The organism is Geobacillus uzenensis, from assembly GCF_002217665.1.
GTDB classification, from domain to species: Bacteria; Bacillota; Bacilli; order Bacillales; family Anoxybacillaceae; genus Geobacillus; species Geobacillus subterraneus.
In genome coordinates this window covers 13760-30185 of the sequence record NZ_NEWL01000001.1, presented here as the reverse complement: position 1 = coordinate 30185, position 16426 = coordinate 13760, and the positions used below count along the sequence as shown (strand labels likewise).

17 protein-coding genes are annotated in these 16426 nt (G+C 53.8%); 4 read left to right on the top strand and 13 right to left on the bottom strand.

All coding sequences use genetic code 11. The annotated features are described in order from the left end of the window. Positions 1–128: 128 nt before the first annotated feature. The gene (gene ssb / locus B9L21_RS00140) at positions 129–476 is read right to left on the bottom strand and encodes a single-stranded DNA-binding protein (RefSeq protein WP_063167257.1); all 348 of its coding nucleotides are present in this window, start codon (positions 474–476) and stop codon (positions 129–131) included. A gap of 283 nt (positions 477–759) precedes the next feature. Between ssb and B9L21_RS00135 the strand changes: the two genes are divergently transcribed. Continuing rightward, positions 760–1200 carry a YwpF-like family protein gene (locus tag B9L21_RS00135; RefSeq protein ID WP_063164692.1) on the top strand — a complete coding sequence of 147 codons (441 nt, stop codon included), beginning with the start codon at positions 760–762 and terminating at the stop codon, positions 1198–1200. A gap of 114 nt (positions 1201–1314) precedes the next feature. Here B9L21_RS00135 and B9L21_RS00130 read toward each other — a convergent pair whose 3' ends face one another. The 5 genes from B9L21_RS00130 to B9L21_RS17485 form a co-directional block, all read right to left on the bottom strand. Beyond that, positions 1315–1986: a class D sortase gene (locus B9L21_RS00130; protein WP_063164691.1), complete on the bottom strand. Its 672-nt coding sequence runs from the start codon at positions 1984–1986 to the stop codon at positions 1315–1317. A gap of 23 nt (positions 1987–2009) precedes the next feature. Next, positions 2010–2945, bottom strand: coding sequence for a processed acidic surface protein (locus B9L21_RS00125; protein WP_413229262.1), 936 nt, complete (start codon positions 2943–2945; stop codon positions 2010–2012). A 144-nt stretch (positions 2946–3089) separates the two neighbouring features. Beyond that, positions 3090–4466, bottom strand: coding sequence for an aspartate kinase (locus B9L21_RS00120; RefSeq protein WP_063164689.1), 1377 nt, complete (start codon positions 4464–4466; stop codon positions 3090–3092). Between the two features lie 150 nt (positions 4467–4616). Further along, a complete protein-coding gene (locus B9L21_RS00115) occupies positions 4617–5051 on the bottom strand; it encodes a DUF1284 domain-containing protein (RefSeq protein WP_063164688.1) in 435 nt (144 codons plus the stop codon). Positions 5052–5243: 192 nt separating this feature from the next. Then, positions 5244–5381, bottom strand: coding sequence for a hypothetical protein (locus B9L21_RS17485; RefSeq protein WP_156485815.1), 138 nt, complete (start codon positions 5379–5381; stop codon positions 5244–5246). 54 nt (positions 5382–5435) lie between these two features. Here B9L21_RS17485 and B9L21_RS00110 point away from each other — a divergent pair, with 54 nt between their 5' ends. From B9L21_RS00110 to B9L21_RS00100, 3 genes are all read left to right on the top strand, one after another. Beyond that, a complete protein-coding gene (locus B9L21_RS00110) occupies positions 5436–6035 on the top strand; it encodes a hypothetical protein (protein WP_082816503.1) in 600 nt (199 codons plus the stop codon). A gap of 564 nt (positions 6036–6599) precedes the next feature. Next, the gene (gene adh, locus B9L21_RS00105; RefSeq protein WP_063164687.1) at positions 6600–8120 is read left to right on the top strand and encodes an aldehyde dehydrogenase; all 1521 of its coding nucleotides are present in this window, start codon (positions 6600–6602) and stop codon (positions 8118–8120) included. A 180-nt stretch (positions 8121–8300) separates the two neighbouring features. Further along, positions 8301–8660, top strand: a complete 360-nt coding sequence (locus B9L21_RS00100; protein WP_063164686.1) for a DUF779 domain-containing protein — start codon at positions 8301–8303, stop codon at positions 8658–8660. Positions 8661–9093: 433 nt separating this feature from the next. Here B9L21_RS00100 and B9L21_RS00095 read toward each other — a convergent pair whose 3' ends face one another. From B9L21_RS00095 to B9L21_RS00070, 7 genes are all read right to left on the bottom strand, one after another. Continuing rightward, complete coding sequence (locus B9L21_RS00095; protein ID WP_269465520.1) at positions 9094–10704, bottom strand: MDR family MFS transporter; 1611 nt, start codon at positions 10702–10704, stop codon at positions 9094–9096. After that, positions 10689–11612, bottom strand: coding sequence for a TetR/AcrR family transcriptional regulator (locus B9L21_RS00090; protein ID WP_063164685.1), 924 nt, complete (start codon positions 11610–11612; stop codon positions 10689–10691). Before B9L21_RS00090 ends, B9L21_RS00095 begins: the two co-directional genes overlap by 16 nt. Positions 11613–11616: 4 nt before the next feature. Then, a complete protein-coding gene (locus tag B9L21_RS18015; protein ID WP_257722315.1) occupies positions 11617–11745 on the bottom strand; it encodes a hypothetical protein in 129 nt (42 codons plus the stop codon). A 209-nt stretch (positions 11746–11954) separates the two neighbouring features. Beyond that, positions 11955–12827, bottom strand: a complete 873-nt coding sequence (locus B9L21_RS00085) for an ROK family protein (protein ID WP_063164684.1) — start codon at positions 12825–12827, stop codon at positions 11955–11957. 271 nt (positions 12828–13098) lie between these two features. Continuing rightward, complete coding sequence (locus tag B9L21_RS00080) at positions 13099–13920, bottom strand: carbohydrate ABC transporter permease (protein WP_063164683.1); 822 nt, start codon at positions 13918–13920, stop codon at positions 13099–13101. Continuing rightward, the gene (locus B9L21_RS00075; RefSeq protein ID WP_063164682.1) at positions 13920–14891 is read right to left on the bottom strand and encodes a carbohydrate ABC transporter permease; all 972 of its coding nucleotides are present in this window, start codon (positions 14889–14891) and stop codon (positions 13920–13922) included. Before B9L21_RS00075 ends, B9L21_RS00080 begins: the two co-directional genes overlap by 1 nt. A gap of 65 nt (positions 14892–14956) precedes the next feature. After that, a complete protein-coding gene (locus B9L21_RS00070; protein WP_063164681.1) occupies positions 14957–16249 on the bottom strand; it encodes an ABC transporter substrate-binding protein in 1293 nt (430 codons plus the stop codon). Positions 16250–16426: the final 177 nt, after the last annotated feature.

The following is a 16426-nucleotide window of genomic DNA, read 5'->3' as shown; positions in this document are numbered from 1 at the left end:
CCTCTTGCCCAACCATGCCCAGCAGAAAAAAGCGCTAACATCGGTTGCTAGCGCCATCATTGGGGAAGTTGTGAGGAAACGTTCTTTCTCTTGGGGATTCGCTAAGAAAGGCATGAATGGGGAAACAGCTAGACATGCTCCGGCCATTCCCGCGCTTTGCCGGAGTGGAGAAACTGAACGGAATCGGCGACGACTTCGGTCACATAGACGCGCTGGCCATCTTTATTGTCATAGCGGCGCGTCTGAATTCTTCCCGTTACCGCCACCATTGATCCTTTTCGGCAGTAATTGGCGGTATGTTCCGCCGTTTTCCGCCATAAAACACACGGAATGAAATCGGCATCAACCCCCCCTTCCGCATTGCGAAAATTTCTCGCTACCGCCAGCGTAACGGTTGTCACGGCCGCCCCCTCGGCCGTGTAGCGAAGCTCCGGGTCCTTCGTCAACCGGCCGACAAGTACGACTTGATTGATCATGTTCCGTTGCATTCCCCCTTTCTGTCCACCGCATCCTTATCATAAATGATCGCGTTTTTTGCCGTAAAATCGCGATTTTTGCATTTTTCTGCGCAATCTATCCATACAATCGTCGAAAAAGGCGAAGGTTGCGTCAACAATGATGCGGCAAAATGGTGTTTTTGTCATTCCACGGCAAAAAATGTGGGTAGCTTTTGCAGACGCGGGTGCATCATCCGGTTTTTCTTCTCCTAGCTGCCTATGCTATAATCATGGGTAAGACAACGGTAATGAGGTGGGCGAGATGAAAACGTTCAAGCTTGTCGGGCTCTCGGTCATTGATGGGGAAATGCGCCGCCGGGACATCCCGTTTATTGACGGCTTGATTATCAATAAAGAGGATGGCCAAAACCGCTGGCTTGTTGAAGCGTATTTGGATGATGACTATGAGCCGATGTTTGCCGGCTTGAAAGAACAACGGGAATTTCAGCTGCAAGTGACGATCACCAATCCGGGCAACGATCCAGCGAACATGCTTGTCGCCGTCCGCTCGATCACAAAAATGAACGGCCATATTAGCGTCCTAATGGAAGGACTGATGATCCCAAGGCGGACCCACTTGGCTGAAGTCGTGCTGGCCGGCCTCGTCGAGAAAGGGCTGCAAGGCGAAGCGCTGCTCAAGGAATTTCGCCAGCAAATGGACGAACGGCATAGCGCGAGAACACATAGCAACCGGGAAAGATAAAAGGCTAGGGAGCGCACTCTCTAGCCTTTTTCAATAAAGAGGAGCGAGAACCATGGGTTCTGGCCTTTTTCCGTTCACTGTTCCGCTCGACGGATCGGTTCTTTCGAAACGAAGTCACATGCCGACATGCCCCGGTAACAGCTCACGGGCGGCGGTGTCAATCCGGACTGGACGGGCGGTGACGATGTAGCGTTTCGGGGCGGGGCCGATGAGATGAAACGGGTAGCACGTCGTGACGGTCAACGTCGGCCGTGCTTTATCGACTAAAACCGTGCGGTCGTCGTCGTCGACGATGCGGATGTTGACGACGCGATAATGGACGGCTGCGCTGTTCGTCCGAATGATGAGCGCATCGCCGATACCGATTTCTCCGAAGCGGCGGAACACGGTGTCGCGGTGGCCGGACAACACGACATGCCCGTTGCCGCCCGGCCAGGCGCTCGCCGGGTAATGGCCGACACCGCGGCGCAGTTCTTGTTCGCGGACCCCTTCATACACCGGAATCGCCACCCCGAGCTTCGGAATGGCAAGCTCGCCGAGGTAGGCACCAAGCGGCGGAGGCGAGGAGGCTTCGCCACTTCCGGAAGAATGAGCGGCCTGAGGGGGCGTTTTCGCTTCCGGCCCGGGCGCATGCCGCATCGTGGCGGGGGCTTCGCCGTCTTGCTTTGCCGCCTTCCAGCCAACGGTGTACCAATACCCGTTCCAGCCGGCCATCGCGACTCCGATGGTCATAAGCAGAAACGCCGCGCAGCAAGCAGCCCGTTGTTGCCAAGGAAGCCGGGCCATACGTTGCTTATGCCTTACCGCCCTCATCCGTTGAGCCGCCCCACCCGCCGATAAAGAAAGAAACCGGCCGAGGCGAGCAGCAGTCCGGCGAGAGCGTGCGCCGCGTATGGTGACGCGGTATCCGGCAGTTTTTCCCCGTACATCATCCCTTTCATCTCAAGCGCCAACAACCCGGCATCAATCCCTTTCTCCCCGGCGCGGACGATATAGCCGGATGTTAACATTTCCCTCGTGACGGCAATATCGGCGATTTCCTCACCTTGGCGGTTATACAATTTGACGACGATCGGCTCTGCAGCAGCTGCCGCAGCCGCTTCTGACCATCCCGTTTCCCGCCCATCCACATAAAGCTTGGCCTCAAGCTGCAGCAAGGCGAGCGCTTCGTCCCAAATCGCCCGCAGTTCGCGGCGCGCTTCGTTGGTCCATGGCCCCTCTGTCTCTTCAAACGGGCGCAGCCGCCCGCTGAGCGCCGCTAGCTGCCTAGGCAGCTGCGGATCGCCAAGCGAGGCGATATGACGGGTGAGCTCGCGCACTTCCTTTTCCGTCATTCCTAATGCTCCAAGCAAATCGTTCATTTGCTGCATGGCGGCGTTATGCTTGGAGTAAAAACGAATGGCGCGATCCAAGTCTTCCACGAACGTATAATCTTGCACTGTTTCGCCAAACTGCCCGAGCAGCGCATCGAGCTCCTCGACAGTCAGCCCGTGCCGACGCAACACCGCATGGAGCCGCTCGTCGGTCAGCGGCGTGCCAAGCCATCGTTGCAGCTCCTCCATTGAGCGAAAATCGGCGACGGTCAGCCCGTACCGATCTAAATAAGTAAGCAAGTTGCTTACCGTCCAGCCGACGCTTTCCGCGTACTGTTCGAGTTCTGCTCGGTTGATGGCAGCTGTGGCGCCGGCCGGGGACAACGCCAATGTCACCAAAGAAGCAGCCACAATAACCCATTTTTTCACCATTGTTTCCTCCTTTCCGTTGCCGTTTCCGTACATTGGTAGTATTTTCCGAACGTCTCCTTCCTATGTATGAAAAACAGCAACGGCGGAAACAAACGTACGAACACAATGAAAAAAGGATGCCCGCAAGCCCGGACATCCTTTTCCTTATGACGGCTGACTGACGGTCAGCTCTTGAAAGTAGGCGTGATATAGCGCGCGAACCGCCTCGTTGACGACGTCCTCTTTGACGCCAAACATCATGCTGACTTCCGATGACCCTTGGTTGATCATCTCTAAGTTAATGTTGGCGTTAGCGAGCGCCGTTGCCGCTTTTGCGGCCATTCCGACCGTTTTTTCCATCCCTTCGCCAACGACCATGATGAGCGCCAATCCGTACTCAATCGTCACTTCATCGACAGCGAGCTCCTCGCGGATGCGGGCTAAAATGCGCTCATCTTTCCCGTCGGCAAGCTGGCTTGCCCGCAAAATGACCGACATGTTGTCAATACCTGACGGCGTATGTTCGTATGAAATGCCTTCGTCTTCTAAAATTTGCAGCACGCGCCGGCCAAAGCCGATTTCGCGGTTCATTAAGTATTTGCTAATGTTGATGCTGCAAAAGCCGGTGTCGCTGGCAATGCCGGCGACCGGTTCGTCGATATGGTTGCGTTTGGCGACGATCCATGTGCCTGGGGCGGCCGGATTGTTCGTATTTTTTACACAAACCGGAATGCCGGCCCGATATACCGGCTCGAGCGCCTCGTCATGAAAGACAGAAAAGCCGGAATACGACAGCTCGCGCATTTCCCGATACGTAATTTCTTTCAGTTTGCGTGCATCGGCGACGATCGACGGGTTGACGCAATAAATCGAATCAACGTCAGTAAAGTTTTCGTATACATCAGCTTTTACGCCCGCGGCAACGATCGAACCGGTAATATCCGACCCGCCGCGCGGGAAGGTGACGATATGACCGGATGGGGAATAGCCGAAAAAGCCCGGGATCACGAGCACACCGCGGCGTTCGCGCAGCTGCCGCAGCTTTTCATACGACTCCGGAAGCACTTGGGCGTTGCCCGGTTCATCCGTCACGACAATGCCGGCCTCAAGCGGGCTGACATAGCTCGCTTCGAGCCCAACATCTTGCAAATAGAGCGCCATCAGCCGCGCATTATGATCTTCCCCGCTCGCTTTGATGGCATCAAGCAGGCGGGCCGGCTCGTTCCGATAGGCGCTAATTTTTGACTGCAAATCATCCGCAAGCTCAGCCAAAAACCCGTCAGCTTCCAGTTCGAGCTCATCGGCAATGTCAGCGTACCGTTTCGCGATCGTCTGCATCGTTTCCTCGTACGGTTCACCGGCCAACACTTGCTCAGCCAGCCGAATCAGCATGTCCGTCACTTTCACATCGTCTTTGTATCGCTTTCCAGGCGCCGATACGACGACGATGCGGCGTTCGATATCCGAACTGACAATATCAGCCACTTTGCGGAATTGCACGGCGCTCGCCACCGAGCTTCCACCGAACTTGGCTACTTTCATGTTCCATGACCCTTTCTGTCGAAAGTCTTTATAATTGTTTATCATATCACATTTTTCAGCTCGTGGAATCATTCATTTTTTAGAAATTTCCGCGAACGTTGCAAATCCCTGCCGATCCGGAGCAGTGACGCCGGTGATAACCGAAATCATTTATATTTGGGCAATGTTCCCGCGGCGGACATTGGCGATTCCTTCTTTGCAGACGCCATACGGAAGCCATGAACAATGGCGGCATAAATGGTCCAAATCGTCCGGTTCAACCATTTCCGCCGTCCGCCGGATCAATTCCGATTTCTGATATACGTTCCCTGCCTTCAAACCTAAATGGCGAATGACGTTTCCATCAAGTGACCGCACGTGGTCATCGGAATTCGGGCCGGCTTCGCATGTCGTTTCGCCATGGTGCGGACAGGCGAGGCACGCCTCATCAAGCGCCGCCACCACCTCAATCGGAAAATCGTCCTCTTCATCGCGAATTCGCCTGACGATCTCCCACATTTTTGCGACAAACGACGGGCTGTAGCCCATGCCACGGAATCCGTGCACACAAAGCAAATGATGGCCGCGCAGGCGCAACGGTTTCATGCCTCTCTCCCCTTCCCTCTCCTTTGTTCGAGCATGCGCCGGGCGCGCTCGAATATGCCTCTCTTTCGCCCGGATATTCTAGAAGGCCGGTGAAAAACGGCTGCCGCGCACAAATGGGCGGCATTTGGCCCAAAATTTCGCAAGCGTTCTCTCATTGACAAACAGCTGGGATCGACCGTGTTTTGCACGAAATCACCAGTCTTCTGGACGATGTTCCTCTTTATCATCATACGTGAACGATGGTCTTTCAGCAATGCCGATTTCAGAACCCTCTTCTTTCCCGCGCTTCGCCAAGGGCACGATCGCCCTTTCTTTCCTTCTGTCAGTCATTCCCGCATCCCCGACTGTTTCAAGGGTAGGAGACGCATAAGTGGTCATGGTAAAATGAAAGCGATGACTTTGCGACGAAAGGATTGGCTGATGATGACAAAAGACGAAGCGGCTCGTTTGCTTTCCATCTTGCTTCATGAACTGACGAAGCCATGGCGGAAAGAAAAAGTCCATTCCGATGTGCTTGAAATCATTATGAAACTGCGCATTCAAGCAGCCGACGAGGAACGGTATATGAACGATTTGCTTAGCAATATCGCTTTTGCAAGTGAATCGGCGCACGCGTTAAAACAAATTTGGGGCTATATGCTGCGCGAGCAGACGTTTTTATCGCCAGGCACGATCGAGGCGATGCTGACTGACGCCCAGCAGGCGATCCGCCGTCGCCTTCCGGAGCTTGTCGAGCGGTACGGACGCCCGTTTGCAGACATCGCTGATGCGGCAGAACGGAAACGCCAACTGGAGCGCTCTTACAGCGCGCTGCTCTTGTTCAACCGGATCGCCACCGATTTTTTAATCGAATTCGGCCGGGAGGAAAACGAATCAGCCGCCCGTACATTTTTCGCCGCCGATCCGAACGAACTGCTCGAGGTGTTCCATCACCTTTGCGGCGTATACGCAAGCCGCTGGCTTGAAGGGCTTGAGGTGGATTAATCCCGTTTCGAGGGATGATGATTTCACGTAATTTCCGAAAGAAGCCTCCCGCCTCAAGGAATGGGCAGGGCCATAGCCCAGTAAGGAGGCGGGAGATGAAGGTCGGCTGGCGTCAGCCAAAACACTTGATAAAATCAATGCATATCATGTTCTTGGCGAACTGGATCGCAGGGGGGGCGTGGAGAACATCCAATGCGAAAGCCGAGCGAAGCCTTCCATGCGTAAACTATCCAAGGCACGACAGGACTCCGAATCATCGGCTGCCTCGGGTTAGAACAACCCGAAGTCACGCTCAGGGAGACGAAAGCCGTCTTTCGTCGCGGAACTGAGAACCTCTTACTTCAAGCGCTAGCTAAGCGGTGAGCAGTTCACAGCTTTCGAACACCATTCTTCTAGGAGCGGGACAGCGAAACGCCTGCTCCCCTCCAAACGATTCCCGCCGCCAGCACGCTTCTCGCTTGACAATATTGTCCAGCCATGCTAATCTAATCATCGGGAGGAATTTTTCTAATATTCCTTCTATTGAAAGCGTATACAGATATTCAAATGAAAGGGGAATCGGGGATGATTTACGCACAACCAGGCCAGCCGGGGTCGCTTGTCACGTTCAAAAAGCGCTATGAAAACTTTATTGGCGGCAAATGGGTGCCGCCGGTGGACGGCGAGTATTTTGAAAACATCACGCCGATCACCGGGCAGCCGTATTGCGAAGTGCCGCGCTCGAAAGCCGCTGATATCGAACTGGCGCTTGACGCTGCCCATGCGGCAAAAGAGGAATGGGGACGCACCTCACCCGCCAAGCGCGCCCGCCTGTTGAACAAAATCGCCGATCGGATGGAAGAAAACTTGGAACGGCTCGCGGTCGCGGAGACGTGGGAAAACGGCAAGCCGATCCGCGAAACGTTGGCAGCTGACATTCCGCTTGCCATCGATCATTTCCGCTATTTTGCCAGCTGCATTCGCGCCCAAGAAGGGACGATTTCGGAAATCGATCACGACACGGTCGCCTATCACTTCAAAGAACCGCTCGGCGTCGTCGGGCAAATCATCCCGTGGAACTTCCCGATTTTAATGGCGGCTTGGAAACTCGCGCCAGCGCTTGCGGCCGGCAACTGCGTCGTGTTGAAACCGGCGGAGCAAACGCCGACGTCAATCCTCGTTCTCATCGAACTCATCGAAGATTTGCTTCCACCTGGCGTCGTCAACGTTGTGAACGGCTTTGGCTTAGAAGCCGGCAAGCCGCTCGCTTCAAATCCGCGCGTGGCGAAAGTGGCGTTCACCGGCGAAACGACGACCGGACGGCTCATCATGCAATACGCCTCACAAAACATCGTTCCGGTTACGCTTGAACTTGGCGGCAAGTCACCGAACATTTTCTTCCCTGATGTGATGGACAAAGATGACGAGTTTCTCGATAAAGCGCTCGAAGGGTTGACGATGTTCGCCTTAAACCAAGGCGAAGTGTGCACATGCCCGTCGCGCGCGATCATCCACGAATCGATTTACGATGCGTTTATGGAACGGGCGCTTGAACGCGTCAAACAAATTAAACAAGGCAACCCGCTTGACACGGAAACGATGATCGGCGCCCAAGCGTCGTCGGAGCAGCTCGAGAAAATTTTATCGTACATCGACATCGGCAAACAGGAAGGCGCCGAGCTGTTGATCGGCGGTGAGCGGAACATGCTTGAAGGCGAGTTTGCCGGCGGGTATTACGTCAAACCGACGATTTTCAAAGGACATAACAAAATGCGCATTTTCCAAGAAGAAATTTTCGGGCCGGTGTTGGCCGTCACGACGTTCAAAGACAACGATGAAGCGCTCGCCATCGCCAATGAGACGCTGTATGGCCTTGGCGCCGGCGTCTGGACGCGCGACATCAACACGGCGTACCGGTTCGGCCGCGGCATTCAAGCCGGCCGCGTTTGGACGAACTGCTACCACGTCTACCCGGCTCACGCGGCGTTCGGCGGCTACAAAATGTCCGGCATCGGCCGCGAAACGCACAAAATGATGCTTGACCATTACCAGCAAACGAAAAACTTGCTCGTCAGCTATTCGCCGAAAAAACTCGGCTTGTTCTAATATTCACCCACCCCGCCTCTTCCTTTCGAGGCGAAGCACCCGCCGTTTTGACGAGGTGTCCCGACCTGTCCGGGACACCCTCTTTTGCCTTTGGCGACACCGCTGTTGTCCCGCTTCGGCAGACCGCCGGGCGAGCGTCAATATCGAAAACGGAAATCGAATGCATAAGGAGGGGACGTAATGGGCGATGAACCGAAAGTAATCGCCACCGAAGCGGCGTTGGCATTAATCGAAAAGCTGAAAGCAAAGTACGGCCCGCTCATGTTCCACCAATCGGGCGGGTGCTGCGACGGCAGCTCGCCGATGTGCTATCCGCTCGGCGAGCTGATTGTCGGCGATTCCGACGTCCTGCTTGGCGAAATCGGCGGCTGCCCGTTTTACATCGCCAAGGCGCAATACGAATATTGGAAGCACACGCAACTGATCATCGACGTCGTTCCCGGGCGCGGCGGCATGTTTTCGCTTGAAGGTCCGGAAGGCGTCCGCTTTCTCACCCGCTCGCGCGTCTTCGGACAGAGCGCCGGGACGGAAGACGCATAGCGGCTCGCAAGTCACCCGCCTCGTGGAGGGCTGTGCTGCTCATCGAAAAAAACCCGGCGGATCCGCCTTGAGTGAGGCGCGTTCCACCGGGTTTTTATGATGAGGACCGTCACTCGGCCATGTCTACTTTTGGTTTCGCCCCCGTCCGATCGGACAATTCAATCCGTCTCAAACCGAACACAAACAATAAGCCGACCGCAGTGAACTACCCCCACTTAATTTTCTAGCGAAAATTTGAAGTGGGGGCTTCCAAAGAAGTTTGACTGCTTCAAGCAATCCTTATTCTTTGAGGCGTGTCCACTTCGCCGCTAGAGCATAAGACACTCAGGTCTACAGCTTTACTTTTCTTTAAGATGTTTAATGCGCCATTGTTGATACAAAAATACATGTTTTCACCTCCCATCTAACTATATGATACTATATTTTACTGAATCTATCCTATTTTCAGCAAAATATAGTTAAGGCGATTCATCTCCCACTTACTCCGCTTCGCTTCGTTGAAGTGGGAGTCTTCTCGCCTAATTAAGATAAACACAAGCGCAAACAAAAAGACAGATTGCAATGAATCAACGAGCGACTGCTTCAACACCGGCACGAACATGTCGCGCAGTGCAGCCGGAATGCTCTTCATCGCTTCCGGGCTGAGCAAGACGGAGTACAGCCCTTGCGGATCAGAGTGAATCATGTCGGCAAAGCGATCAACAAGCCCGTTTGCCTGCGCCGGCAGCGCTTCAAGCTTTGGCATCAGCCGTTCATCAAGCAAAGCGCTTGAGCGATGGTTCATGATGGCGCCAAGCACAGTCATGCCGAACGTCCCGCCGATCGAGCGGAAAAATTGGCTTGAAGACGTCACGACGCCAAGCTCCGATTTTGGAAAGCTTTCTTGCAAAGCGAACGTTAAAATCGGCATCACAAGCCCCGTGCCGAGCCCGAGCACGATCATATACATCGTTGCCGTCCCTTTCGATGTGTCGACATCCATCGTGTCAAGCAAACCGAACGCCGCCAACATAATGGCCATACCGATGATCAGCTGCGTTTTCACGCCAATTCGATAGACGAGTCGGCCGCCAACGATGCTGCCGATCATCATCGTCACCATCATCGGTGTCATAATCGTCCCTGACTCTGTGGCGCTCACTCCAACTACGCCTTGCATAAAAAACGGGACAAACATAATGGCTCCGAACATGCCGATGCTCATGAAAAAGCCGATGCCGTTCAGCAGCGTAAACGTCCGGTTGCGAAACAGCCAAAGCGGAATGATGGGTTCGCCGGCTCGTTTCTCTGCCCAAATGAACAAGGCGAAAAAGATCACCGCCGCCGCAAACAGCGAGATGATTTGCCATGAACCCCACCCATATCGGTCGCCGCCAAACGTCAGCCCAAGCAATAAGCTGACGACACCTACCGTCAGCGTCGTCATCCCGGCGATGTCAAATTTCACCGCCCCTTCGGCTTTGTACTTGCTTAACCCCATCGCGATCAGCACTGTCGCTAAAATGCCGACCGGCAAGTTAATATAAAACACCCAACGCCAGTTCAAATGGTCGACGATAAAGCCGCCGATTTGCGGGCCCAGCACCGAAGCGAGGCCGTACAGACCGCCGAACACCCCTTGCCATTTGGCGCGCTCTTTCCCCGTAAACACGTCGCCAATAACAATCATTGCCAGCGGCATCATAATGCCGCCGCCGATTCCTTGAATGCCGCGGTAAATAATGAGCTGGGTCATATCGTTTGCCATGCCGCACAGTGCGGAGCCGGCCATAAAAATGACAAGTCCGCTTACATACACGAGACGCCGCCCAAGCAAGTCGGCAAGCTTCCCGGCGATCGGCACGACGGTTGTCGACGTTAACATGTACGCCGTCGTCAGCCATGTCATCACCCCAAGCCCGCCGAGCTCCCCGACGATGCGCGGCATCGCGGTGCCAACGATCGTTCCGTCGAGCGCCGCAAACAACATGGCGATAATAAGTCCTGTAATGAGCAGCGGGCGATGCCGAATCGTGCTGGCCGGCGCCGCTAATGCTTTTTCCATGTTCCTCTCTCCCATCCATTCCATTGTCGATAGGTCTCCATTTCTTGACTGAGCGCGGCCAAGGCCGACGCAAGCGAAGGCGCTTGTTGATGGCGCAAATACAGAAGCAGCGCCTCGACTAGATAGACGCGCGGCGGTTCATGGCGTTCGAGCAGCTCCTCCTCGAGCGCAGCTACCGCCTCAAGCACATCATCCACCTGCTTTGCGCCAAGTTCCTTCGCCGCCTCCCGGACAGCGGAAAACGCCGAGGCCAGCCGTTCCCGTTGTCTCTGCCGCTCGCGCTCTTCCAGCTCCATCCATGGGGCTAGTGACTCCTTCGTCAACAGCGGACGTTCGCCTGCCGCAAAGCTGTCGATGATCGCGTCGAAGCGGCGCATGAGGAAACGAGCGGCTTCTTCCGCGTTAACCGTCTCTTGGTGAAAGAAAAAGTAAAACAAATATTGGCGCACGATGCCGTTCACCATCATGGCCGCATCATACACATACGGCCGAATCGCCTCCCCATACACTTCTTCAAGACGGGTGCAATACCATAAAAAAAGACGGCCGTGCTGACGGAACATATACCGCTCAATCTCCGGATTGACTTTTGGCAGCTGTTCCGACATGACTATATGCAAAAACTCCTTGTATTGGCGGACATGAGAAAAATGAGCAGCCAGCTGGCGGATGAACTGTTCTTTTTCTGACCCGCCGCCGGCCGCTGCTGTCAAATCGGCCATCATGTTCTCGCTGTAATGCTGCAACACCGCCAGCAACAGTTCCTCTTTTGAAGAAAAATGATGATAAAACGCTCCTTTCGAAATGCCCCATGCTTCCACCAAATCTTGGATCGATGTCGCATGATACCCTTTTTCGGCAAACAGCTTCATCGCAATTTCGATAAATTGAACACGCCGTTCATCCATGGCACTAGTCCATCCCCTTCCCATTCACTGCTTCCCATTGCGGGTACGATGGCAACAACGCGCGCGGCTTCACTAAATCGGCCCGCACCCCGCGCTGGCGCAACCGTTCAATCAATTGCCGGATATCGGCCATTGCCCTCGCCTCCATATACATATGACCAAACAGTCAATATCATTATAAACAACGATTATCAATTTATACAACTAAAAAATAATGTTTTTCGACTATAAAGTCATGGATATAAGCATTTTTTTTGACCGAACAGTCAAAAAAGGTAAATTACCAACAAAAAACGGCGGTCCATAGTCTGACAAAAGGCTATGAACCGCCGTCCACTCCATTTATTCCAGCGCCGCCGCTGCGAGCGCCAAGGCGCCCGAAATGCCGGCATTGTCGCCAAGCCCTGGAAGAACGATGTACGCATCGATCTTCTCAAGAATCGCTTCGTGCTGAACATACCCATTGAGTAGCTCCTGCACATGTCGGCGCACAAGCGGCAACACGTGCGTCTGCTTCATGACGCCCCCGCCCGTGATCACCTTTTTCGGTGATAAAATGAGGATATAGTTGGCGATGGCTTGGGCGAGATAAAACGCCTCGAGCTCCCAGACCTCCTTCCGTTCGGCCAGCTCCGCCCCCTTTTTCCCCCAGCGCCGCTCAATCGCGGGGCCGGACGCCATCCCTTCCAGGCAGTCGCCATGGTACGGGCAGATGCCGGCAAACGCATCGTCCGGATGACGGCGGACGAACATATGTCCCATTTCTGGATGAAGCAGCCCATGAAGCAGCCGCCCTTCCACGACCGCGCCAACGCCGATGCCGGTGCCGACCGTCATATATAGGCAGCTATCCAATCCTCGCGCCGCCCCCCAGCGCAGCTCGCCAAGCGCCGCGGCGTTGACATCCGTATCAAACCCGACCGGCACCGGGAACGCTTGTTTTAGCGTGCCGACAACGTTGAAATTCGCCCACGCCTGTTTCGGCGTGCTCGTAATATAGCCGTACGTCGGGCTGTCAGGATGCAAATCGACCGGGCCGAACGATCCGACGCCGATCGCCTCGATACGGTGGGGGCGGAAAAAATCGATCACATGGGCCATCGTCTCCTCCGGCACGGTCGTCGGAAACACCGCCCGTTCATGGATGTTTCCTTGTTCATCGCCGATGGCACAGACAAATTTTGTTCCTCCAGCTTCAATGGCTCCTAAAATCATGCGGTACGCCTCACTTTCTTTACCTATTCTGTTTTTATCTTAATCGAAAGACGAAGAAGGCTCAACGATAAGCGGAAAACGTGCACCGGTCGCACTTTTTCCGCCATCATCGGTCAACACGACTGGCCATTCTTTCGCCCCTTCTCCCTTCCTATTCCCTGATGACAAAGAGAGCCATATCATCGGCAAACAAGAAACGTTGTGCCAAATAAAAAAGAGCCGCTAACAAAGCAGCTCCTCCGATCACGCCCAAGTTGTTCTTTCCGTCTGTTCATCCTTTTACCGAGCCGGCAAGCAGTCCGCGGACAAAATATTTACCAAGGAAGATATAAACGAGCAACGTCGGCAAGGCGGCGAGCAAAGCTCCTGCCATTTGCACGTTCCACTGGACAATTTGGCTCCCGGATAAGTTTTGTAGAGCAACCATGATCGGTTGTTTGTCCGACGTCGTGATCGTCACAGCAAACAAAAACTCGTTCCAAATGTTCGTAAACTGCCAAATGGCGACAACGACAAACCCGGTGACGGACAACGGAAGCATGATGTAACGGAAAATGCGGACAAACCCGGCGCCGTCGATTTTCGCTGATTCGATCATCTCATCCGGAATGGCGGCGTAAAAATTGCGGAACATCAGCGTCGTGATCGGAATGCCGTAGACGACATGGACGAACACGAGCCCCGGAATCGTGTTGTACAGCCCGATTTCGCGCAAAAATTGGATCAACGGGATTAAGATGCTTTGATATGGGATGAACATGCCAAACAAAATAAGCGTAAATAACGCATCCGCCCCTTTAAACTTCCACTTCGACAGCACATAGCCGTTGAGCGCCCCCAGCAGCGCGGATAGCAGCGTCGCCGGCACGACGAGCAAAATCGAGTTCCAAAAGTTCGGGGCCAGCTTTTCAAATGCGGTCGCATAGCTGCTCCAATCGACCGTTGACGGCAACTTCCACATGTCCGCCAACGTCACTTCATCGAGCGGTTTTAAGCTCGTCACGATCATCACATACACGGGCAATAGGAAAAACGCGCTCATCGCCAGTGCGAGCATATACAAAAACGGCCGCGCCCATAGCGGTTTCGCCATTACGATCCCCCCTTGCGGCTTGAGATGAGATACGGAACGATAAATATCGCGACCGACAGCAACATCACAATGGCGATCGCCGCCCCGTTCGCATAATAATTGCCGCGGAACGTCGTTTCAAACATATACACCCCGGGCACATCGGTGACAAAGTTCGCCCCCGGTCCGGTCATGGCGTAGATCAAATCGAAAATTTTCAGCGAAATATGCGCCATAATGATGATGACACTGACCGTAATCGGCCGCAACAGCGGCAAAATGATTTTCCAATACAATTGAAACTCGGTTGCTCCATCCATCCGCGCCGCTTCGCGCACCTCATCCGGAATCGCACGCAAGCCAGCCAAATACATAGCAACGGCAAAGCCGGTCATTTGCCAGACTGCTGCCACCACGACCGCAATCATGGCGACTGGAATGCCAAATTCGATTTTTCCCCAATGAAAACCGGCCGCGATCGTCGTATCGGTATACCATTTCGAATCAAGGCCGAACGGCTTTAAAAATAAATTTACGCCCGTCGACGGGTTGAACAACCATTGCCACACGACCCCGGTCACGACAAAGGACAAAGCCATCGGGAAAAAGAAAATGTTGCGAAACAGCGATTCCCCGCGCAGCTTTTGGTCAAGCAAAATGGCAAGCAATTGGCCGAGCACAATAACGACCGCGATAAACAGCACCGTAAATACGAGCGTATTGCGCAAATCGGCTTGGAAACGGAAATCTTGGAACAAGTACTGATAGTTTTTCAGCCCGGCAAACGACCAGTCTGGGACGAGCGAATTCCAATTGCTTACCGAAACATATCCTGTCCAGCCGATAAATCCATAGACAAATAGGAAAATGAGCGCAACCGACGGCGCCAAAAACGCGGCGGCCAGCCAGTGGTCGGCCGTCCATTTCCGCTTTTTCCGCACCGCAGGAACGGCTGCTGTTTCCTTCGCTGGGGCGATTTTTACCGTTTCCATCATCATCCCTCCTTACGATGAATGCGAAAAGGGGAAGAGAATGGCTCCCGTCCCCCTTTCATTCATTACTTCTTCAGTTCCGCCGCTGCTGAAACAAGGGTGCCAATAAACGAGTTGACATCTTTTTGCGTAACAAAAATGTTGATGGCCTGGTTCACTTTCGTGACAAAACCTTCCGGTGCCGCTGAGCCGTGCGCTAAGCTTGGCGCCAATTCTGCGTTCTTGAAATCTTCCATCGTTTGTTTGCCGTATTCGTCGTACTTCGACGGATCAGCATCGATGCGGGCGGGGATTGATCCTTTCAATGGGTTGAACGCATCTTGCCCCTCAACCGAACCAAGCAAAGCCAAAAACTTCTTCACATCGTCCGGGTTTTTCACCCCTTTTGGCAGCCCGAACGTGTCGGTAATGACCATAAACTTGCCATCGGTATTCGGTGTCGGCACGTAGCCGAAATCTTCATTCACGTTTAATTGTAAGTCGTTCACAAAGTAGCCTTTGGCCCAGTCGCCCATCACGTACATGGCTGCTTTTCCTTCAGCGACGAGCTGAGCTGCGTCTTGCCAGTTGCGCGAGCTATGGTCTTCGTTAATATAGCCGAGCATTTTCTTAAACGTTTCAGCCGCCTGTTTCACTTTCGGATCATCAAACGACAATTCCCCGGTCCAAAGCTTTTTGTAGCCGTCCGCTCCGAGCGTCCCTAATAAAACGGTTTCAAACAAATGCGTTGCAGTCCATGGTTCTTTATCGCCAAGCGCGAGCGGCGTAACGCCTTTTGCCTTCAGCTGATCCGCCACTTGGAAAAACTCGTCAAATGTTTTTGGCGGCTGAAGTCCATTGTCAGCAAACACTTTTTTGTTATACCAAAGCACATTGCCGCGGTGGATATTCACCGGAACAGAGTAAATGTTGCCGTCTTTGCTGACCATGTCAATGAGCGCTTTCGGGAATTTGTCCATCCAGCCTTCTTGTTCATACAAGTCGTTGAGCGGCTCCATTTTGCCGGCAGCGACCCAGCCTTCATTCAGCTCCGCCCCACCGTGCACTTGGAACGTTGATGGGGGGTCGTCCCCTTGCATGCGGCTCGCTAAGACCGCCTTGGCGTTCGTCCCGGCTCCGCCGGCGACGGCCGCGTTTTCGATTTCAATGTCCGGATATTTTTCTTGGAACAGCTTGATCAGCGCTTTGAGACCGTCTTCCTCACCAGCTCCTGTCCACCAGCTGAAAATCTCGAGCTTTTCTCCCGCTTTTTGGTTGCCTTGTTTGGCGTCATCGGACACTGAATTCGAGCTGCAGCCTGATAGTGCCATACCGAACCCAAGAGCGAGCGAAAGCCACACAGCTGCTTTCTTTCTCATGTTTCTCCCCCTTCACCCTTTTTGAAAACCCTTTCATTGATGATTGTATCATGCGCGACTCGCCTGATTACGGCTTGACTTCTTCACTTTTTTGCGTTTTTCTTCACTTTTTTGCCCTGGGGCGCCCGTACGTACGCAAACAAGAAGGCGAGTCTTGTCATAGTCGACCCGTGGCAA